At 35.1% G+C, this 20,318-nt stretch carries 16 protein-coding genes; 10 read left to right on the top strand and 6 right to left on the bottom strand.

Features of this window, described 5'->3' with window-relative positions:
- The first annotated feature begins 9 nt into the window (after positions 1-9).
- The 8 genes from QGM60_RS04180 (at position 10) to QGM60_RS04145 (ending at position 8,067) form a co-directional block, all read left to right on the top strand.
- Complete coding sequence (locus QGM60_RS04180; RefSeq protein ID WP_009778917.1) at positions 10-492, top strand: nuclear transport factor 2 family protein; 483 nt, start codon at positions 10-12, stop codon at positions 490-492.
- Between the two features lie 6 nt (positions 493-498).
- Positions 499-1,209 (top strand): PepSY domain-containing protein, encoded by a 711-nt coding sequence (locus QGM60_RS04175; RefSeq protein WP_281138997.1) that lies wholly within the window; start codon positions 499-501, stop codon positions 1,207-1,209.
- A gap of 4 nt (positions 1,210-1,213) precedes the next feature.
- Positions 1,214-3,016, top strand: coding sequence for an efflux RND transporter periplasmic adaptor subunit (locus QGM60_RS04170; protein WP_281138996.1), 1,803 nt, complete (start codon positions 1,214-1,216; stop codon positions 3,014-3,016).
- A gap of 239 nt (positions 3,017-3,255) precedes the next feature.
- Entirely contained in the window at positions 3,256-3,822 is a 567-nt protein-coding gene (locus tag QGM60_RS04165) for a helix-turn-helix domain-containing protein (RefSeq protein WP_281138995.1), read from the top strand.
- A gap of 149 nt (positions 3,823-3,971) precedes the next feature.
- The gene (locus tag QGM60_RS04160) at positions 3,972-4,535 is read left to right on the top strand and encodes a DUF305 domain-containing protein (protein ID WP_281138994.1); all 564 of its coding nucleotides are present in this window, start codon (positions 3,972-3,974) and stop codon (positions 4,533-4,535) included.
- Between the two features lie 254 nt (positions 4,536-4,789).
- Complete coding sequence (locus tag QGM60_RS04155; RefSeq protein WP_281138993.1) at positions 4,790-7,048, top strand: heavy metal translocating P-type ATPase; 2,259 nt, start codon at positions 4,790-4,792, stop codon at positions 7,046-7,048.
- A gap of 20 nt (positions 7,049-7,068) precedes the next feature.
- Positions 7,069-7,281 carry a heavy-metal-associated domain-containing protein gene (locus QGM60_RS04150; RefSeq protein ID WP_087524343.1) on the top strand — a complete coding sequence of 71 codons (213 nt, stop codon included), beginning with the start codon at positions 7,069-7,071 and terminating at the stop codon, positions 7,279-7,281.
- 15 nt (positions 7,282-7,296) lie between these two features.
- Positions 7,297-8,067 carry a M90 family metallopeptidase gene (locus QGM60_RS04145; RefSeq protein WP_087524344.1) on the top strand — a complete coding sequence of 257 codons (771 nt, stop codon included), beginning with the start codon at positions 7,297-7,299 and terminating at the stop codon, positions 8,065-8,067.
- A gap of 51 nt (positions 8,068-8,118) precedes the next feature.
- Here QGM60_RS04145 and QGM60_RS04140 read toward each other — a convergent pair whose 3' ends face one another.
- Complete coding sequence (locus QGM60_RS04140) at positions 8,119-9,333, bottom strand: site-specific integrase (RefSeq protein WP_087524345.1); 1,215 nt, start codon at positions 9,331-9,333, stop codon at positions 8,119-8,121.
- A 570-nt stretch (positions 9,334-9,903) separates the two neighbouring features.
- On the opposite strand from QGM60_RS04140, the gene QGM60_RS04135 reads away from it, so the two are divergent.
- Positions 9,904-10,467 carry a hypothetical protein gene (locus QGM60_RS04135; RefSeq protein ID WP_281138992.1) on the top strand — a complete coding sequence of 188 codons (564 nt, stop codon included), beginning with the start codon at positions 9,904-9,906 and terminating at the stop codon, positions 10,465-10,467.
- 193 nt (positions 10,468-10,660) lie between these two features.
- Positions 10,661-11,869 carry an MFS transporter gene (locus QGM60_RS04130; protein ID WP_281138991.1) on the top strand — a complete coding sequence of 403 codons (1,209 nt, stop codon included), beginning with the start codon at positions 10,661-10,663 and terminating at the stop codon, positions 11,867-11,869.
- A gap of 16 nt (positions 11,870-11,885) precedes the next feature.
- Here the strand turns inward: QGM60_RS04130 and QGM60_RS04125 are convergent, their stop codons facing one another.
- From QGM60_RS04125 to QGM60_RS04105, 5 genes are all read right to left on the bottom strand, one after another.
- Complete coding sequence (locus QGM60_RS04125) at positions 11,886-13,013, bottom strand: glycosyl hydrolase 53 family protein (protein WP_281138990.1); 1,128 nt, start codon at positions 13,011-13,013, stop codon at positions 11,886-11,888.
- Positions 13,014-13,084: 71 nt separating this feature from the next.
- Positions 13,085-15,961, bottom strand: coding sequence for an alpha-amylase family glycosyl hydrolase (locus QGM60_RS04120; RefSeq protein ID WP_281138989.1), 2,877 nt, complete (start codon positions 15,959-15,961; stop codon positions 13,085-13,087).
- Positions 15,962-16,027: 66 nt separating this feature from the next.
- Entirely contained in the window at positions 16,028-17,668 is a 1,641-nt protein-coding gene (locus QGM60_RS04115; protein WP_281138988.1) for a SusE domain-containing protein, read from the bottom strand.
- Between the two features lie 7 nt (positions 17,669-17,675).
- Positions 17,676-18,743 (bottom strand): SusE domain-containing protein, encoded by a 1,068-nt coding sequence (locus tag QGM60_RS04110; protein ID WP_281138987.1) that lies wholly within the window; start codon positions 18,741-18,743, stop codon positions 17,676-17,678.
- A gap of 11 nt (positions 18,744-18,754) precedes the next feature.
- The gene (locus QGM60_RS04105) at positions 18,755-20,311 is read right to left on the bottom strand and encodes a RagB/SusD family nutrient uptake outer membrane protein (protein WP_281138986.1); all 1,557 of its coding nucleotides are present in this window, start codon (positions 20,309-20,311) and stop codon (positions 18,755-18,757) included.
- Between the last annotated feature and the right edge of the window lie 7 nt (positions 20,312-20,318).

Genomic DNA, 20,318 nt, shown 5'->3' with positions numbered 1-20,318 from the left:
ACTATAATTATGAAAGTACTTAAATTAATTACACTAATGACTGTTCTCATTACAACAGTCAATTTTACAAATGCACAGAATAGTGAGGATACAATAGATAAGCAAGATGTTATCGAAGTAATGAAATCATACAAAGATGCATTACAGAATCTTACAACTGAAGGCACATTCGAGTTGTTTGCTAAAGATTCTGAGGTATATGAATCTGGAGGTGTAGAAGGGAGCTATACTCACTATATAGAACATCATTTGGGACCAGAATTAGGGCACTTTAAAAGTTTTGTATTCTCAGATTACGAAATTGATGTGCAAGTAGATGCGCCATATGCCTTTACTACAGAAACCTACATCTATACCATTGTTTTAATCCCAGACGATAAGGGTAATTCCCGTACCATAAAGAAAAAAGGAGTTGCAACATCAATTTTAAAGAAGGTGGAAGGAAAATGGAAAATTATTAAAACACATTCATCATCAAGAAATAAAAAATAGCGGCTAATGATAGGTAGAAAAACGGCACTAAAAATTAGAAAGACTCATAGATACTTAGGTCTTTTCATTGGCATCCAATTCCTAATGTGGACTATCAGTGGTTTATATTTTAGTTGGACCGATATAGATGATATACACGGTGACCAGTTTAAGAATTTACAGTATCAGCCAAAGGCATTTCAAAACCTTTTAAGTCCTGCTCAATTAGACGTGCCAAAAGGCATACGCACAATAGAACTAAGAGATATAAATAAAATACCCTATTACTGGATAAATGAACAACAGCTTTTCAATGCCTTAAATGGAGAACTAAAATCAGAAATAAGCAAAGACGAGGCAGTTTATGTAGCAAAACAGTATATGAAGAAAGAATTAGAAATTATTAATGTGGAGCGTATCACAGAAGTAGGCAAACAGCACGAGTATCGAGAAAGGCTATTGCCGGCTTATGTGATATCCTATGCAGATAATGAAGCTTTAAAAGTCTATGTGTCAGTAAATGATGGGAAATTCCAAACTGTTAGGCATCGCCGTTGGCGTTGGTTCGATTTTCTATGGATGACACATACAATGGATTATGAAGGTCGAGATAATTTTAACACCACCGTTTTAAGGGCATTCTCATTATTGGGATTAATAACAGTATTGAGTGGGTTTTTACTATGGTATACATCATCACCTACAATCAGAAAGATAATAAAAAAGAAAAATAAATAATATTATGAATAAAAACATCATATACATAGGTGTTGCATTAATTGTTGGCCTACTAGGTGGCTATCTAATATTTGGTGGAGGTTCTGCTGATACTGCAACAAACAAGGTTAAAGACGACCACAATCATTCAGAGGAAATTGCATCAGGTCAAATGTGGACCTGCTCAATGCACCCACAGATAATGCAACCCGAACCGGGTGATTGCCCTATATGTGGTATGGATTTAATACCTGCGGAAACAGGTGCCGATGGATTATTGGCAGACCAGTTTAAAATGACTGAAAACGCAATGGCATTAGCTAATATTCAAACAACAGTAGTAGGGTCAGGAGCCATTGAAGCAGGTACACTTAAACTATCGGGAAAAATAAGGGAAAATGAAGAGTCCAATGCTGTTCAAGTAACTTATTTTGCAGGTAGGATTGAAAAGCTTTATGTGAACTCTACAGGAGAAAGAGTTGGTAAAGGGCAGCGTTTGGCCACTATTTATTCGCCAGAATTAGTGTCCGCCCAGCAAGAACTCTTAACAGCTGCTTCCCTAAAGGAATCTCAACCTGAACTATATTCGGCTGTCCGAAACAAACTCAAATTATGGAAACTTTCAGAAAAGCAAATTAATGCTATTGAGCAGGCAGGAAAAGTGCAGGAATACTTTCCTGTATATGCCACTGTTTCAGGAACTGTTACCCATAAAATGGTGGAAGAAGGTGATTATGTAAAACTGGGTCAACCGCTTTACAAAATAGCAAATTTAAATACTGTTTGGGCAGAGTTCGATGCGTATGAAAACCAAATAGCTTCACTAAAAGAAGGTCAAAGTATAAAAATTGTCACTAACGCATATCCAAATCAAGAGTTTGATGCTAAAATTTCATTTATAGACCCAATTCTTAATTCAGCTACAAGAACCATAGTTGTTCGTGCTGTATTAAATAATAGAAAAGACAAATTTAAACCAGGGATGTTTGTAGAAGGAAAGGTTGAAGGAGCTGAAATGCAGATGAACGAAGCCATCAATGTACCAGCAAGTGCAGTAATGTGGACAGGAGAACGTTCTGTGGTTTACGTTAAGACTAACCCTAATGAGCCAGTTTTTGAAATGCGTGAGGTATTACTTGGTAATGCTAGTGGAGACACCTATACCATTATCGAAGGATTGCAAAATGGTGATGAAATCGTAACAAACGGAACGTTTACGGTTGACGCTGCTGCTCAATTGCAAGGAAAGAAATCTATGATGAATACTGAAGGGGGCAAAACAATGACAGGACACGAAGGGCACTTGGGGATGCAAAATGATGGTTCGGGAGATAAAATGAACAACACAAATCATTCAGAGATGAATAAAAGAATAAAAGTTGCCGGCAAATTTCAAAATCAATTAAAAAGCGTTTTAGAAGGCTATATTCTTCTGAAGGATGCCCTTGTTAATGACAATGCCACAGAAGCACAGACTGCAGCAAAAAAAATAGGTCAGAATCTAGCAAAGGTAGATATGAAATTATTGACTAATGAGGAAGCACATAACCATTGGATGACGATTCAAAAAGAACTGAAAAACTCTGCAAATGCCATTGAAAACAATTCAGATATAGCAGTACAGAGAGACCATTTTAAGCATCTTTCTGCTCATATAACAAGTGGTATAAAGCTTTTTGGAGTTAACCAAAAAGTATACCGTGATTTTTGCCCTATGGCAGATAACAATAAAGGTGCCTTTTGGTTAAGTCTCGAAGAAGAAATTCGTAATCCGTATTACGGAGAAGCAATGCTAAAATGTGGTGAAGTAAGGGAGACTTTAGAATAGGTCAGCCTTAAATAAGAGTTCCATAAAGAAATATATGCAATGGTAAGAAGAGCGATGATGAGTGAGAGTAGAAGAAATAGGAGAAAAGCTGAAAGAAATAAGCGCCGAACTAAGAACAATATCACTAAAAAAGATAGAATTATTGGAATATTGGCCCTAATCATCATATTTATTATAGCCGCTATTGCAGCGTATTTCTATTCACTTTCAAAAGCTGGGATAAAGTTGTTTTAAAAAAAATGAGTTATAAAGTTCACATAAAAAATATGGTATGTCCGCGATGTATCTCTGCGGTATCTAATATTTTGCAAGAACTGAAGATACCATATAGCTCAATAAAATTGGGAGAAGTTGAATTAACAAAATCTTTAAGCGTGGAAAATAAAAACAAGTTTTCCAAAGCACTTCAAGATATTGGATTCAGTTTAATCAACGACCGTAGAAGTCAGCTTATAGAACAGATGAAAACCTTGGTGGTAGACAAAATTTATTACTCATCAGAAGATTTGAACATTAAATGGACAGACTTTATTAGTGAAAAATTGCGCCTGGACTATAAATATTTAAGCTCACTTTTTTCATCAGTAGAGAGTATCACTTTTGAACAATATATCATTAACCAAAAAATTGAGCGTGTTAAAGAACTCATCGTTTATGACGAGTTAACCTTAAGCGAAATAGCTTTTAAGTTAAACTATAGTAGCGTTGCTTACTTAAGTAATCAGTTTAAAAAAGTTACGGGAATGACACCTACACAGTTTAAAAATAATAGAGATAAGAACAGAAAATCGCTTGATGAATTTTAGGATATTGAGAGTTCAATGCCACTTTTATGTGGTAAAATCGATTAGTGTTTTAAATGAGTTAAAGTATTACCTATTGTAGCAAATACTTGTTTTGTATAAATCTTAATTTTAATGAATTAAATTAATTAAAATAACCAAAAATATAAACTATGGAAAACAACGAAAAAAAGCCAAATAATTATTTAAAATTTTTCGCAATGATTGGCACCTCAATGGTTGCGATGTTCTTTTTGATGTACACACACTCGTATCAGATTATTGACCATTTCTGGTACAGTGAGACCCGTTTTTTTATGACCCTGATCATGGGTGGGTCGATGGTCATTATTATGCTACTGTATATGTTGCAAATGTACAAAGACCGAAATAAGAACATTTCAATATTTGCCTTGGGTATTCTGTTGATTGTAGGTGGTATATGGCTGGTCAGAAGTCAGGTCACGGTTTCCGGTGTTGACTATATGGAAGGAATGATACCCCATCACTCTATAGCTATTTTAACTAGCGAACGTTCTAAAATAAAAGATGTCAGGGTAAGGAAAATTGCCGATGAAATCATCAAGGCGCAACGTAGGGAAATAATGGAAATGCAATGGTTAATCAATGACATTAAGGAAAATGGAATAGTGGAAACAGAAGAGGAGAGAAAGAATCGCCCAATTCCCAAATTTGAAGGTTCGCTTACCGAGGAAACAAAAAATCTAAACGACTAAGAGAAAATAAAGGCAGCATCAATTATTTGGAGAAAAGTTTTCCAATAAAATCACTTGCTATCACTAGGTGATTTCTTTGGAAAGCTTTTTTTAAGAATGGCTAGAAATTTAATAGTAAATCATCAGTTTAGAAAATTTCTTGAAATGGAATAGTATGCTGGTTTTGCTGAACATTCTACAACTTTTTCAGTGAATAACGTAACAATATTGCCATATTCTATTCCGAAATTTGTGTTATAAAATAAGGAGTAGTTATGGAATCAATTAACATATTCGAAACCAAAGAAAAGAACAGTAAACAAGGAATAACAAAATCCTTTCCGGTAACGGGTATGACCTGTGCTGCTTGTGCAAGCAGTGTGGAGTCAATTCTTTCCCATACGGACGGTGTCAACAAGGCCACCGTAAATTTTGCTAGCAATTCCGTATTGGTTGATTATGATGAGAGCATTTCAGAAGAAAAATTACAAAACGCTTTGCGTCAAGTGGGTTATGATATCATTATTGATACCGAAGACCCCTCGCAAGTACAACAAGAACTTCAGCAACAACATTACCAAGATATAAAAAACCGTACCATTTGGTCCGCAATTTTGACGCTGCCCATTTTTATCCTTGGGATGTTCTTTATGGAATGGGAGCCGGGAAAATGGATTTCGTTGGTACTTACGATTCCGGTACTGTTCTGGTTTGGACGTAGTTTTTTTGGCAATGCCTTTAAACAGGCAAAGTACGGAAAGGCCAATATGGATACCTTGGTGGCCCTGAGTACAGGTATCGCCTTTCTGTTCAGTGTTTTTAATACGCTCTTTCCTGAATTTTGGTTGAGCCGTGGTATTGACCCCCACGTGTATTACGAAGCTGCCACGGTCATCATTACGTTCATTTCCCTTGGAAAATTATTGGAAGAAAGAGCAAAATCGAATACCTCTTCCGCTATTAAAAAATTAATGGGATTACAGCCTAAAACGCTAAAGATTATTGAGAATGGTGAAGAAAAGGAAATTCCAATATCACAAGTTCAAGTAGGGCAAACCATTTTGGTACGCCCAGGCGAGAAAATTCCCGTAGATGGTCAAGTGTCAAAAGGAAGTTCATATGTAGATGAAAGTATGATTACAGGGGAACCTGTCCCAGTGCAAAAATCTACAGAAGAGAAAGTTTTTGCAGGAACCGTCAACCAAAAGGGGAGTTTTCAATTCACTGCCGAAAAAGTGGGTGGTGAAACTTTGTTGTCTCAAATCATCAAAATGGTACAGGAAGCTCAGGGAAGTAAGGCACCTGTACAAAAATTGGTCGATAAAATAGCGGGAATATTTGTTCCCATCGTATTGGGTATATCCATCATCACATTTATTGTTTGGATGTTTGTCGGTGGCGACAACGCATTTTCCCAAGCCTTACTAACCTCGGTAGCGGTATTGGTCATTGCTTGCCCTTGCGCTTTGGGATTGGCGACACCAACAGCGATTATGGTGGGCATAGGAAAAGGCGCAGAAAACAATATCCTAATAAAGGATGCTGAAAGTTTAGAGCTCGGTCATAAGGTCAATGCTGTAATTCTCGATAAAACGGGCACTATTACCCAAGGAAAACCTTTGGTAACAGATATTCATTGGGCTGAGGACACTAAAGGAGTGGAAAAATGCGAACAAATTCTATTAGCGATTGAAGCTCAGTCGGAACATCCACTAGCCGAAGCCGTAGTCAACCATTTTAAGGAACAAGGTGTTCAGCCCGCTGAAATTGCCTCTTTCGAAAGTATCACCGGAATGGGTGTCAAGGCAGAATTGGAAAATAGCAGACCGTACTTTGTAGGCAACCACAAGCTAATGGTCGAAAATGCTATTCAAATCGATACTGCTTTAATAGAAGTATCTGAAAATCTTGAAGACCAGGCAAAAACCGTCATATTCTTTAGCAATGATAAACGAGTGTTGGCAATACTCGCCATTGCGGACAAAATAAAGGAAACATCCAAAAAAGCCATAACTACATTGCAGGAAAAAGGAATTGAGGTCTATATGCTTACCGGCGATAACAACAACACTGCGTCAGCGGTGGCCCAACAAGTTGGGATAACCAACTACCAAGGAGAGGTATTGCCCTCGGATAAAGCCGCTTTTGTGGAAAAATTACAAGCCGATGGAAAAGTGGTGGCTATGGTGGGCGATGGTATCAACGATTCACACGCCTTGGCACAGGCCGATGTCAGCATTGCAATGGGAAAAGGTTCCGACATCGCGATGGACGTTGCAAAAATGACCTTGATAACTTCAGATTTACAGTCAATTTCCAAAGCATTGAAACTATCAAAGAAAACCGTTATGGGTATTCGCCAAAATCTGTTTTGGGCATTTATATACAACATCATTGGCATCCCGATAGCTGCAGGTGTGCTATATCCCATCAATGGCTTTTTGTTGGACCCAATGATAGCAGGAGCTGCAATGGCATTCAGTAGTGTATCGGTCGTAGCCAATAGTCTGCGCTTAAAACAAGTAAAACTTTAACAATCATAAATTCAGAAACTATGAAAACTTTAAAATTTAAAACAAATATCAATTGTGGTGGGTGCGTATCAAAAGTAACCCCTTTTTTAAACAAGCAGGAAGGTGTAGAAAGTTGGGAAGTAGATACCGCCAATCCTGACAAAATATTGACAATAGAAAGTGATGGTGCTTCAGAAGAAGCTATTAAGACTACTTTGCAAAAAGTAGGGTTTAAGGCAGAGTCTGTAGCATAACATACTCAATTTGATATGGGTTACGCTATCCTCTTAGGTGTCATTCTTCTTTTGGTTGTTCACTTTTACAGAAAAGCACAACGGCAAAAGGTACAGCCTTTTCCAGAGTATTGGCATAGTTTGTTGCTGGATAACGTACTTTACTATCGAAATCTTTCAAAAGAAAGGCAAGAGGTATTTCAGCAGCGAATGATGCAATTTTTGAGTGAAGTTTATATTGATGGTGTACAGTTGGAATTGCAAGAACTTGACAAAATTCTAATCGCTGCAAGTGCGGTAATACCCGTATTTGGGTTCAAAGAATGGCATTACACCAATTTAAGCGGAATCCTACTGTATCCAGACAATTTCAATGAGGATATGCAATTTGGGTCTAAGGAAAAATCCCGTTATATAGGTGGAATTGTTGGTAACGGACGTTTTGAAAGACAAATGATTCTTTCTAAAAAAGCCCTTTACCACGGTTTCAAAAACAAAAGCGATAAAAACAACACGGGCATTCACGAATTTGTACATCTTATTGATAAGCTCGATGACCATACGGACGGGATTCCAGAACGGCTATTACAGCATCAATATACCATCCCGTGGTTGAATTTGATTCATAGAGAAATGGAAGCCATAAATGGTAACCAATCCGACATCCGTAAATATGGAGGAACTAACCAAGCCGAATTCTTTGCAGTAGCTTCTGAATACTTTTTTGAACGTCCAGATTTACTTAAGAGAAAGCACCCAGAACTCTACAAAATGTTGGTGGAGTGTTTCAATCAAAAATTATCTTAATTAAATCAAATATATCCCACGTTAAAAGTAGCTGTTATTGCTTTAGATTAATTAAAAATTAACTACACTGTCTAGAGCATCATCAGCTTCCTTATGGATAAAATTTGCTTGATAATTCAAAGTTGTTTTTAAATCACTATGTCTATAAAGTTTTTGCAGCATTAATGGATGAATGGTATCACCTGCAATATTGCCAAAAGTATGTCTAGCAATGTGCATTGTTATCTTCTTATCTATTTTTGCTTTTTTGCCAATTGATTTTAAGTTATCATTGAATTTTTTTGTCGCCGTTTTTCTTTTATTATAGATATCCTTAGCGTCATTGAGATTAGCCTTTTTTAATTCGGGAAAAACAAAATCAGTGTCAAATCTCTTATCATTTCTATAGTAATTCAAAATACTTTGGACCTTATCTGGAATTTTTAAGGACAATAATTTTGAATTTTTATTCATTCTATAATGTAACCGGTCATCATATATGTCCGACCATTTTGTCCAAAGCACATCTGTAACGCGCATTCCTGCAAAATTGAAGCTAAATAGCCAAACGTTTCTTGTATGAATTTCATTGTAGGTTAGATTATCTAAAGCTTCAATAGCTCTTACCTCAATAATATTCAACCCTATTTTTGTCGTCTCAGGAAACTTGATTTTAATTTTGTCACCACCGAAAGGATATAGTTCCCTACTGACTATTTTTAGCTTTATAGCTCTGTTGAATAATAAGCGGATTAGGACAAGTATATTCATTATTGAAGTCTCAGCAAGGTGGTGCTTAACTTTGAGGTATATCATCAATTTTTTAAGAAATCGTTCATCAATTTCTTGAAATGAAAGTTGTTTAGATTTGTGATATTTTACAATATAACTAATCAATGCGCTGTCCGTAGATAGACGGTTTAACTTTTCTGCAACTTTCAGTTCGTCCAGATGTTCTTGTGCCAGCTCAAAGAAAGTTGAGGAATTCCCTGACGCATATATTTCTTTTTTAATTTGGTTTGCTGAGGCATCTTTATACTCAGACTGTAAATCGATAAGAGCCTTATTGGCATCAGAAAGTTGTTGTGATAGCAACTTGTTTAGGTTATCAGCATTTGGATTTGTTTTTTTTACTCGAAGATTTTTTTCGTCCCATTCCTCTAAATCGATATAATGACCAACATACTGATAGGTAGAGCGACGGTTTTTTGTGATTCGAATAGCTAATGGATATTGACCTTTAACGTTCGGTTTTTTACGAAGAACTATTTTTGCATTTGATGACATAATTGACCTTTTTTGAGTACGAAAGTCAAATCAGGTACAACATAGGTACAACATTTTGTTTTTTGCACAATTTCTGTTGTAGTCTTTCTATAAAGATACATATTTATTGGTCTTTTTAGGTACAACATAGGTACAACAAATGTTGATGTTAACTGATATTAATTGACTTTAAAGAAAATGACAAAACACATAAGTAATTGATAATGAGTGTTTTTGTGTTTCTTTGGTGCAATATACGCTAGACTTAGGATCTAGTGCCGCGAGGTGTGAGAGTTCGAGTCTCTCCGCCTGTACTTTCAAAGAAAGCTAACTCTAACGAGTTGGCTTTTTTGTTTTATAAAACTTATGATAGCTTTCTGCAGTTATAATTTTCTTTCCAAATGAACGTTATTTACATTTTTACCTTAAAAGTATTCTATATTAACTGGTATAAACTATTGTGTCTTATATGTTGTTAAAATAGCATATATATGCGATAAAGGCGTCTACTTTTAACTTTGTTTTTCTGCTGAAATTTGCACCGAAGATATGTATGATATCTGTTTTTAAAATATTAAAAAACAAAGCACTATGAAAAATATAACAGTTTATCCAACAATTTGGCAAACACTACCTTATTCATTTTATATGGAGGAAAAGACAAACGGTTTTGGTAGAAAAACTACTAAAGATATTGTTTTAAGAAATAAAGAGGTTTTAGAAAAAGGTGTGTCTGAAATGAGTTTGAATACTATTAAATTATCGGTTATTGATATTAATGGTAACGAACATGTAGTTTCTGATTTTAAGAATCAGTTGTTACTTTTAAAAGGGCTTCATACAGGTGTTTTTATTAAATCGAATAGTGGTTTAGGGCTTAGTGAAGGTGAATATAGACAAGTTAGGTTTTACTTAGATACATCGAATAATAGTTATAAAACTTTAGAAAGAACTACGGAAGACTTATATAATGTTAACTGTTTAGACTTTGAAATTGAAGAAGGATTGAAAATCCAAAAAAATGAATCTTGCGAAGTTGTTTTAAGATTTGATCTTAATCCATATTCTTTCTTGAGTAACTTTAATCCTTTAAAAATGTTTCTTAATAAGTACAGAATTTACCCTAATAAATTAGCTAGAAGTTTTGAAAGTTAATTGAAATATGATTGATTAATAGTGAAAGGTGTTCATTTTGAGCACCTTTTTTTGTGTTCTATATTAACTCTTTATCTTTTAATATAATTTTAACAGAGATAAAATGGCATAGATATAAGGTAAGTCACTATTAAATAAATACCTGTATTGTTTAGAACTTTGCAAACATAAAAGCACATTGTAAATAATTGCTATGAAAGAGAAAAATTCTAACAAAAAAGCTTTGTTAGCTTTAGCTGTTGGCGGCTTTGGTATTGGATTAACCGAATTTGTAATAATGGGTATTCTACCAAATGTCGCCGAAGCTTTACAAATTACCATCCCAGAAGCTGGACATTTCATTTCTGCATATGCCTTGGGAGTTGTTGTAGGAGCACCACTTTTAACTAGTATAAGCCATAAACTGTCATCAAATAAGATGTTATTGTTTTTAATGCTGTGGTTTACGGTGTTCAATACACTTTCTGCTTTTTCTACTGGGTATGGAATGATGTTGGTTATGCGATTTTTATCAGCTTTACCTCATGGCGCATTTTTTGGAATAGGTGCTGTTGTAGCAGGAAAATTGGCTAAAGAAGGCAAATCTGCACAAGCTATTGCAGTGATGTTTACAGGTCTTACTGTAGCAAATATTATAGGTGTACCCATTGGAACGTATATAGGAAATCAATACCATTGGAGTGCTTCGTTTATTATGGTTGGAATTGTTGGTATTTTAGCTATGATAAGTATCTTTTACTGGATGCCACATTTTAAACATGAAAATGATTCTTCAAGTGAAGAAGAGGCAAAAGGATTAAAAAACCCAGAAATGTGGGCTTTGATATTATTAACCACAATTGGTACAGGAGGATTTTTTGCATGGTATAGTTATATAGCTCCACTATTAACTAATGTATCTCATCTCTCAGAAGACATGGTAAGTTACGCCATGATTCTTGCAGGTTTAGGTATGTTTGTTGGAAATTTTGTTGGAGCTAAAATGACTGAGACTTTCTCACCATTACGTTCCGTTGCTATAAGTATGTTTGCTATTGTTTTAGTATTAATCTGTAACGCTTTAGTAGCTTCTAATGCTGTAATGGCACTGATTTTTACTTTTATTGTAGGTATGATAGCTTTTACAATTTCCACACCAATACAAATGGCTATTATCAATTCAGCTAAAGGTTCCGAAATGTTGGGATCTTCTATGAATCAGAGTGCTTTTAATATGGGAAATGCATTAGGTGCTTACCTTGCAGGATTGCCAATTGCTTATGGTTTTAGTGCAGCTTCATCAAGTTTTGTTGGTGCTGGTTTGGCGCTCGCAGGAGGAATAATAGCGGTAACTATTTTAATCTACAGAAAACAAAAAGTAAAAGCAAAGAATAAATCTTCGGTGAGTTATTGTTCAAGTTGATTTGATAGAATTCATATTAGTCTTGAGATCCATTATAGAATTTAATACCAAGCGTAGCTTTATTTTCATGATCAAAAAGTGTGGCATTATCCCAATGTGATCCTTGTGCCCACTGTGTAGTACAGTTTGTGGAGACCCAAGCAGGTTCCCAATAAACTAAACCCAGTCCACCAGAATTTTCAACTATTTGCTTGAGTTGATTAAGGTAGTCTAATTGTCCTTGTTGTGTAGCTGGATAACCAGATGTTAGAGCATCTGAGCCTAAAATATTATTAGCACTATCTGCATTATCTAAAGTGAAAGGATAGGCAGTTTCAACAATCATTAATTTCTTATTATAAGTGTCTACTAAAGTTGAAAGCGGTGTTTGAACTTCATCTAAATCATAATCTGACCAAATAGGGTAGTAGGATAAACCTATCCAATCAAAATCCGTTATGCCGTTGGCAGTAGCTTGTTCAAACCACCAGAGTCCATTTTCTGGTTGAGCTATATGAAGCATAACTTCTAAAGTTTCATTTCTTACTTCAGAAACATCTCTAACGGCTTTAATACCTTTATTAATTAATGCTGAGTTTCTTGCCCAATCAATAGGCCATTCAAGTTCTCCATCTTGAAGAATCATTGGATTGATTTCGTTTCCGATTTGAACAATATTCGGTAACAAATTTTCGTCTGAGAGTTCTAAAAGCGTATTGTATGTATAATTGTAAAGTAAATCTCCTAATATTTCAACGTCATCAATATAAGTTAGCCATTCTGCAGGAATTTGTTGTTGTTGAAGGTCCGCCCAAGTATCAGAATAATGAAAGTCTAATAAAACCTGAATGCCCTCATTTTTTGCACGTAGAATAGATTGTTTTACATCTTGTAAGTTTGAGTAATTCGTCCAGTTAGGGTTATGCCATAATCTTAATCTAACTAGGTTCGCCCCCTCATTTTTAAAAATAGTATAAGGATCTTGAATTTCCCCGTTTAAGTTTTTATAAATAGCACCACAATCTTCCATCTCATTAACATAAGAAAGGTCTGCACCATAATAAAAGTTGATAGTGTTTTCAGGATTAATAGAAATACTATCTGACTTATCACTACATGAATACGTGATAATTAATATTAGTAGTAAAATGCATTTAATCTTCATGGAGTTAAGATAAAAATAAAAGAGCTTCTTATTTTAAGAAGCTCTTTTTGCTCAATTAACGCTTAATTTTTTTAGAGCTTGACTAACTTGGTTGTATTTATTTGTTTATTACTGTTTTCAGCTTTTACGATATACATTCCTGTAGTAATATTTGAGATATCAAAAGAATCTGTTCTGTCAAAAGAACCTTTGTAGGACTTTATAAGTTTTCCTGACAAATCATAGATTTCAACATTTGAAACATTTGTGCTTATATTAAAGCTTGTATTAGCAGGGTTTGGATAAATTGAGAAGCCTAACAAAGTTTCTTCATCAATACTTAAAGCATCTGGTTGTGCATTTCCAAAAATTCTAAACTCACCAGCTGGAATATTAATCGTTGCTGTTGTGTTTGTTACGTTAATAGATGTTGAATTTGTTTCATCCATTAAATCATACCATGTTCCTGTATAAGGAAAATCTGGGACGATATTTTGAGCTGTTAAATCGAAGTTAGCTAGGATGACAACATTTTTTAGTTCTGTTGAAGGTAAAGCATCATTCCAAACAAATATTCGAGGAGTTAAATCTCCTGAATCTATGGAGTAATCTCCTTCAAAAACATCTTCATGAATCTTTAAGTTATTTAATCTAGCCCAATCACTAAAGACTTGGCTTCTGTTTGGATCACTTGTCCAGTTATTAACCCATTGCGGTTGTGGTTTAGTAGATAATTTACAATCGCCATCATTATTTCCATCGTAATCACTATTCACCACTCCGTTGTCACAAGTCCAAATAGAAATATCCATACCTAATTCAGCAAAGTGCCATAACATTTTTGGGCCAGGAATCATAATTGAAGTTGCACCAATGGTAGACATTCTCGTTAAAGCAGTATTCAAGTTGGTAATATCATAGCTACCATTGCTGGCACCAAATGTTACCATTTCGTACATTACACGGTCTTTATCATGACTTTCAGGATACCCCAAAGCTCTTTTCATAGTAAATCCGTGTTCATTACTGCCCATACCACTAATATTACCAGTACTTCCATTACCTAAGTTTTTGTAATCGTTCCACATTTCTTTCCACATCATAACACCTTTAGGTATAGTCTCGTTAATACGATAGTTAGCCCATTGTTGTTCTTCTGAATCAGACCCTAAGTGCTCAAAAATAGCATAGTGATAAGGATCTAAAGACCAAGAATAGTCAACATACTCTCTTAATACATCTACACGGTCTTGTTGGTAACCATTTGTACAGGTTTCGTTTCCTGAAGTACAATTTTGAGTAAAACCTTTTGTTAAATCCCAACGGAATCCATCGATATGAAATTCTTCAACCCAATGTTTAATAACACGTTTTGTGTAGTCTTTTGTTCTTGGATTAGAGTGGTCGAAGTCGTTACCTACACTATAAGTATGTGTAGCTGTTACATTAAAATAAGGGTTTTCAGAACTTGGTCCTCCCCAACCATCACCATCAGGATCATCCATCCACATACGCACCATCGGGTTACGCCCAAAAGCATGGTTTAAGGCTAAGTCTAAAATTACAGCAATACCATTTTGATGACAAACGTCTATTAATTCTCTTAGCTTGTCTTCTGTACCATAGAATTTGTCTAATGCCATATGGAAAGATGTATTGTATCCCCAACTTTCGTTACCTTCAAATTCCATCACAGGCATTAACTCAATAGCGTTAATGTTTAAACTTTTAAAGTAGTCAATTTTATCAATTACATCTTGATAGTTCCTATCAGCATCAAAATCTCTAACTAAAAGTTCATAGATTATAAGGTCTTCTTTCTTTGGTTTTTGAAAGTTTGTAACCTGCCAGTTATAAGGAGTTTGTCCAGTCTGTAAAACTGTTACCTCTCTTTCTTGACCAGCTGGATAAGTTGGTAAGTTAGGATAAGTTGTAGCAGGAATATATGGATCATCATAAGGTGATAAAACTAAAGTTGAATAAGGGTCAGCTGTCTTAACAAGTGCTGGTGAGTTAGCAAGAGGTGTTTTATCTACTACCCAATATTGATAGGTTTCTATTTGACCAGGAGTTAGTCCTGTAAGTTCAATCCAAAACTTATTGTTTCGGGTTGGATCCTTTTTCATTGCATAGCTTGTATCAGGCTGATAATTGTTAAAGCTTCCTGCTAAATAAACAAAGTCTTTGCCAGTAGCATAGAGTACTAATACAGCAGTATTGTCATCTATGTAAGTAATGCCATCTTCATAAGTTACAGGCATCACATCAAAGATGTTTCCAGGATCAACAAGAACACTAAATGAATGCGTTATTATTGTGCCATTCAATTCAGCTACCAACTCATAATTTTTATTAGATGTAACTGCAACATCTGTAAAAGAATAATTACTTGTAGATGCATTAGTATTTATTATAGCTCCATTAGCATAAAGCGTATAGCTTGCATTTCCCCCTATGTTTGTAGCATTTATGCTAAAGTTGCTTCCAGATGTTAAAATTGTAGTTTCGTTTGTTGGAGAAGATAGACTCACTTGAAAAGTTCCGACATCATAGATAAAATCGTTACAACCAGTTGCTTTTAATTCTTGACTACCATCTTCGTTTCTAAAAACCATTCCCATTTGAATAACATTAGCAGCTTGTGCAGTTGATAATCCATAATAAGTTTGAGGGGTAAGTGTGATACTATAAATACCACCACCTTGGTTGGTCATTTCCCCAACTCCATCATCCTGTCCCCAGTTTCCAACAACACTAATACCAAAGGCATTAGAACCATCTCCTACACCAGAATGCATATATACTTTTGATGGGCTATTAAATCCGTTACAGTTTGTAGCATTACTATTAATGTCTAATGTAATTGTTATGGATTCATCTACCTCAAATGGATTAGGTGATATTGTTACTTGACCATATCCCAATAATGAAAATATAGTGAGTAATAATAATGTATAAATCTTTCTCATAAAGCTTTATTTAAAAAAAGGGCTGACAATAATCAGCCCTTTTTGGGTTAATATTCAATTTGTTTTTTATTGAATTTGGTTTAGTTCATATGTTCCGGTGTTAACATCCATTTTCACTCTATACAGACCAGCAGTAACAGCAATATTAGTACCGCCAGCGTCTAAAGTGCCATCAGCACCATTATCACCAAAATCTGTTGACCAATCATTATTGGGTCTAAACTTTATCTCACCATCAACTAAAGTTGCTATGTCTCCATAGTAAACTCCGGGCTGAATTTGTGTAAGAGCAAAATCTGGTCCTGCACCACCCCAATCATTGTAGCCTGAACCAACAATACCCCAAACATCAGTAGATTGAATAGTATAAGTGTTATTGTTGAAGTCTAAAGTTACAGCATAGTAACCAGCAGTAACAGCAATATTAGTACCGCCAGCGTCTAAGGTGCCGTCGGATCCATTATCGCCAAAATCTGTTAACCATTCGTTGTTTTGTCTGAACTTAATTTCTCCGTCTAATAATTGAACATTCACTTTGAAAGTGTTTGTTGTGTAATCATAATAAAATTTAGCATCAGGTGTAGCGCCCCAATCATTATAACCAGAGCCAACTATACCCCAAGAAAATGGCTCAATTGTATATGTGTTTTCATTAAAGTCTAATGTTATTTTGTAATTTCCGGCAGTAACAAGTATATTATCACCTCCATTATCTAGAGTGCCATCAGCTCCAACATCACCATAATTATTTGTCCAATCATTATTTTCTCTAAATTTAATCTCACCATCAAGTAAGCTGACATATGAAACCAATATATTAGGAACTTCTGTTGTGTAAAATGGTGCATCTGCAAAAGCTCCCCAATTATTGTACGCTCCACCCACAATTCCCCATGTTGATATTTCTATAGTAGAAGCATAAGGAGTAACATTTATAGTTATAGGATCTGAATATCTTTCAATAACACCAGAAGTTGTTTCTAGAGAAGAAAAAATTCTTACTTCAAGTGATCCAGGTGTTTCTTCTATCAAACCTAGACTAAGAGCTTTATTGTTCAACCCAGAATGAGTTACGTCTAGCATTAATTCTTGTGTTTCACCTAGAGATTCAAACTCAGCAAATTCAGTATCGGCTAATGCAACTTGTACATTATAGTTTACAATTGTTGTAGAACTAGGAGAAAAATCAGGATCTTCCCATTCTATACTCATAGCAACATCTTCAGGTGTATCTACTGATAAACTAATGTCACTTGAATCATTAGGATTGTTTATTATTGGGTTAGAATCAGGAAATGATGTAACAGATAATCTAAATAAATCAGAGTATTCACCTCCTGTAACTCTGAAATAAACATTAGAGTCTTCATAGGCATAAAGTCCAGCTTGTAATAGATATGTATTTAAATCTTCTACAGTAAATGAATAAGAGTTAGCAGTTGTACTGCCAATATTTATAGGTGATGTAAATGCCTCGTCAGTAGACATATCTATTACATAGTTTTCACTACTAGAAACATTATCACTCCAAACAATAGTCAAAGCATTGTTTTGTCCATTTGTTTCGTCTAGTATAAGACTTGACCCATCTGTAGGAGAAATAATTTCAAAACTCTCTTCAGTTGGCAAAAATTCAAATTCTTCTGTATCCTCACAACTTACCAATGTAATAAGTAATAAGGGTAAAAATTTTATTATATTTTTCATTGGTATATTAGTTAAGTGTTAAAGAGTAAGTATATTCTCTAGGGTTACTTAAGTCTAAAACTATTGTGTAGTTTCCAGACACAGGAATACCTATGTTATCTCCACTATATTCCATAGTTCCATCTGCGCCTGTATCACCTAGATTTACACCCCAATCATCATTAGCTCTAAATTTAATTCCGTTATCAGGTGCTTCTTGAGCAGTTAAATCTAAGGTTATTGATAAAGTTCTTGTTGCAGGGTCATAGATTAAATCTGTATCGCTATCCCAACCAGTAGGTGTAGCATTACCAATAATTCCCCAGTTCATAATTTCTGTTGAGTAGGTTAACTCATCTGTATTTGCTTTTACAAGATAATATCCTGCTGTTGATTCGGTACAATTTACTTCATCAGTCTCAACTAAAACTCCATTAAAATTTCCATCATCTCCCCAATCAGTATTTCCCCATTCAAAAACTACACCTGTTTCGTCAGGAGCTAAAAATTTATATTCTCCATCTAGCCATACATAACCCTCGTAGTCTGTTTCACCAAAAGCAGATGAGGCTAATAAAGGTGCTGTTGGAGGATCCCAACCTTGGTGGTTACCTGGAACTGATAGTTTAGGTAAATCTGTTGTAAAAGGTGTTATAGAAACAGTGATAGCATCAGAATATTGAGGCAAAACAGCCTCGTCACCTATAGCAGATTTAACTCTAATATCCAATTGTCCTTCAACAAAAGGAAATAGACCAGCAAGTATTGCATAGTTGTTTAAATTAGAAATATTGACAGTTAATGCGTTTTCAATAGTATTACCAACAACAATTGCATTTTCGAAATTTGTGCCACTTTGAGCAACTTCAACTGTATAATTAGCTTGTGTTGGGACACTATAAATTGCATCCTCCCAGCTAATTGTCATAGCTGTATTTGTTTGTACTTCAAAAGGATTAAGCACAAATGAATCTCCAGTAGATGGTGTTAATATACCACCTATACTATCCTCACTTACTTGAAATTGATCATCTTCACTACAGGAGAATGAAAGAAGCGTAAGTGCTAATAAGCTTAGTTTAAATATAGTTTTCATTTTCATAGTTTTTAATATCCTGGGTTTTGAGTCAAATTAGGGTTTGCACCTCTTGCTTGCTCAGGTATAGGGAATAGATTATAATAATCTGGAATAGAAGTTCCTTCTAGGGTATTTCCTTTCCATGGCCAAATATAATTACCACCAGTAAATCGGTTAAACCTTATTAAGTCTGTTCTTCTGTGTCCTTCTAAATTAAGTTCTCTAGCTCTTTCGTCTAAAATAAAATCTAAGGTTAAACTTCCCGAAGAAATTGTGCTAGCTCCTGATCTAATTCTAACGTTGTTTACATAATCTAGAGCTAAACCCATATCTGATCCAGCAGCTCCCCTTAAGGCAAGCTCCGCATACATAAGATATGCATCAGCTAGTCTGTACATAGGAAAATCTGTGCTAGAAAACGCAGTAGCTGTTGATGAACCTTCAAAATTAGTATTTCTAAATTTTATTGATGGATAGCCATTTGTCCATTCTCTATAGTCGGTCATTTCAAAAGTATGTCCATCTGTCCAAAATAATGATGCTCTTTCATCATTACTATTTGCTAGATCAGAAGCGCTATTACCAAATAAGCCATACCATGCTGGTGAAGCTTTATGTCCCTGCCAACCTTCTAATGCTCCAAATTGAGCAATAGGCATTGTATCCGAGCTTAAGCTACCATTAACAATGTATGTGGTGTTTCCATAACTTCTACTGTTATCAGCATCAGCAATAAGAGGATAGATGATTTCAGTAGAGTTAAAGTTATCTGCAGAAAAGTTTTCTACAAAACTATCAGTTAATTGGTAACCACCTTCAGTTATTACTTTATTTATATATGTGAAAGCATCGTCATATCTCTGTTCGCCTGTGTACACCTCTGCATTGATATATAATTTTGCCAAAAGCATATCTACTACGTACTTATTTGCTCTACCGTATCCATTACTCTCAGGCATAAGAGGTTCAATTTCTAGTAACTCACCTTCAACATAGTTGAAAAGTTCTATTCTTCCAACCTCAGGAAGAGGTTGGCTTTCGCCAAGGTTGTTCTCAGTAGCTAATACACCTTTTCCAAAAGTGTCGATCAAATAGTAATAAGCTAGAGAACGTAAAAAACGGGCTTCATTTCTTGCTAAATCTGAATCTTCTACAGATATAGAGTTTAATACAGATATCAAGTTATTACACTGAGGTATAGTATAGTATATACGGTTGTATAAATATCTGAAGAATTTGTTATTCCCATCCCAGCTTGATGTGGTTGTCAATTGATCCAATCCATCATCTCCCCAGCGGTTTTTCATACCATCGGCAGTAAAATCTTGTAAATTTATAATACCTCTCAAAAAAGGTGATTCACCTGGATCGTCATCAACATCAGAGCTACCAGGTCCGGAAGGGCCAGATAAAGCAAAAGAAGCATAGAGTCTAGATACAATACCTTCAATTGCATTTGGGTCCTCAGATAATAATTCTTCTAATGAGAGCTCAACTTTAGGCTCTGTATTTAGATCGTCTGTACAAGAGTAGAATGCTGTAGCAGCAACTACTAAAATAACAAATAGTTTTATTAAATTTTTCATAGTCTTT

Origin of the sequence: Winogradskyella sp. SYSU M77433 (assembly GCF_029911945.1) — a bacterium.
GTDB lineage: Bacteria > Bacteroidota > Bacteroidia > Flavobacteriales > Flavobacteriaceae > Winogradskyella.
This window is presented reverse-complemented; position numbering and strand designations above follow the sequence as displayed.

Excerpts from the sequence above, each read along its gene's own strand:
- QGM60_RS04180 (WP_009778917.1), top strand. The coding sequence starts at position 10 with ATGAAAGTACTTAAATTAATTACACTAATGACTGTTCTCATTACAACA.
- QGM60_RS04175 (WP_281138997.1), top strand. The coding sequence starts at position 499 with ATGATAGGTAGAAAAACGGCACTAAAAATTAGAAAGACTCATAGATAC.
- QGM60_RS04170 (WP_281138996.1), top strand. The coding sequence starts at position 1,214 with ATGAATAAAAACATCATATACATAGGTGTTGCATTAATTGTTGGCCTA.
- QGM60_RS04165 (WP_281138995.1), top strand. The coding sequence starts at position 3,256 with ATGAGTTATAAAGTTCACATAAAAAATATGGTATGTCCGCGATGTATC.
- QGM60_RS04160 (WP_281138994.1), top strand. The coding sequence starts at position 3,972 with ATGGAAAACAACGAAAAAAAGCCAAATAATTATTTAAAATTTTTCGCA.
- QGM60_RS04155 (WP_281138993.1), top strand. The coding sequence starts at position 4,790 with ATGGAATCAATTAACATATTCGAAACCAAAGAAAAGAACAGTAAACAA.
- QGM60_RS04150 (WP_087524343.1), top strand. The coding sequence starts at position 7,069 with ATGAAAACTTTAAAATTTAAAACAAATATCAATTGTGGTGGGTGCGTA.
- QGM60_RS04145 (WP_087524344.1), top strand. The coding sequence starts at position 7,297 with ATGGGTTACGCTATCCTCTTAGGTGTCATTCTTCTTTTGGTTGTTCAC.
- QGM60_RS04140 (WP_087524345.1), bottom strand. The coding sequence starts at position 9,333 with ATGTCATCAAATGCAAAAATAGTTCTTCGTAAAAAACCGAACGTTAAA.
- QGM60_RS04135 (WP_281138992.1), top strand. The coding sequence starts at position 9,904 with ATGAAAAATATAACAGTTTATCCAACAATTTGGCAAACACTACCTTAT.
- QGM60_RS04130 (WP_281138991.1), top strand. The coding sequence starts at position 10,661 with ATGAAAGAGAAAAATTCTAACAAAAAAGCTTTGTTAGCTTTAGCTGTT.
- QGM60_RS04125 (WP_281138990.1), bottom strand. The coding sequence starts at position 13,013 with ATGAAGATTAAATGCATTTTACTACTAATATTAATTATCACGTATTCA.
- QGM60_RS04120 (WP_281138989.1), bottom strand. The coding sequence starts at position 15,961 with ATGAGAAAGATTTATACATTATTATTACTCACTATATTTTCATTATTG.
- QGM60_RS04115 (WP_281138988.1), bottom strand. The coding sequence starts at position 17,668 with ATGAAAAATATAATAAAATTTTTACCCTTATTACTTATTACATTGGTA.
- QGM60_RS04110 (WP_281138987.1), bottom strand. The coding sequence starts at position 18,743 with ATGAAAACTATATTTAAACTAAGCTTATTAGCACTTACGCTTCTTTCA.
- QGM60_RS04105 (WP_281138986.1), bottom strand. The coding sequence starts at position 20,311 with ATGAAAAATTTAATAAAACTATTTGTTATTTTAGTAGTTGCTGCTACA.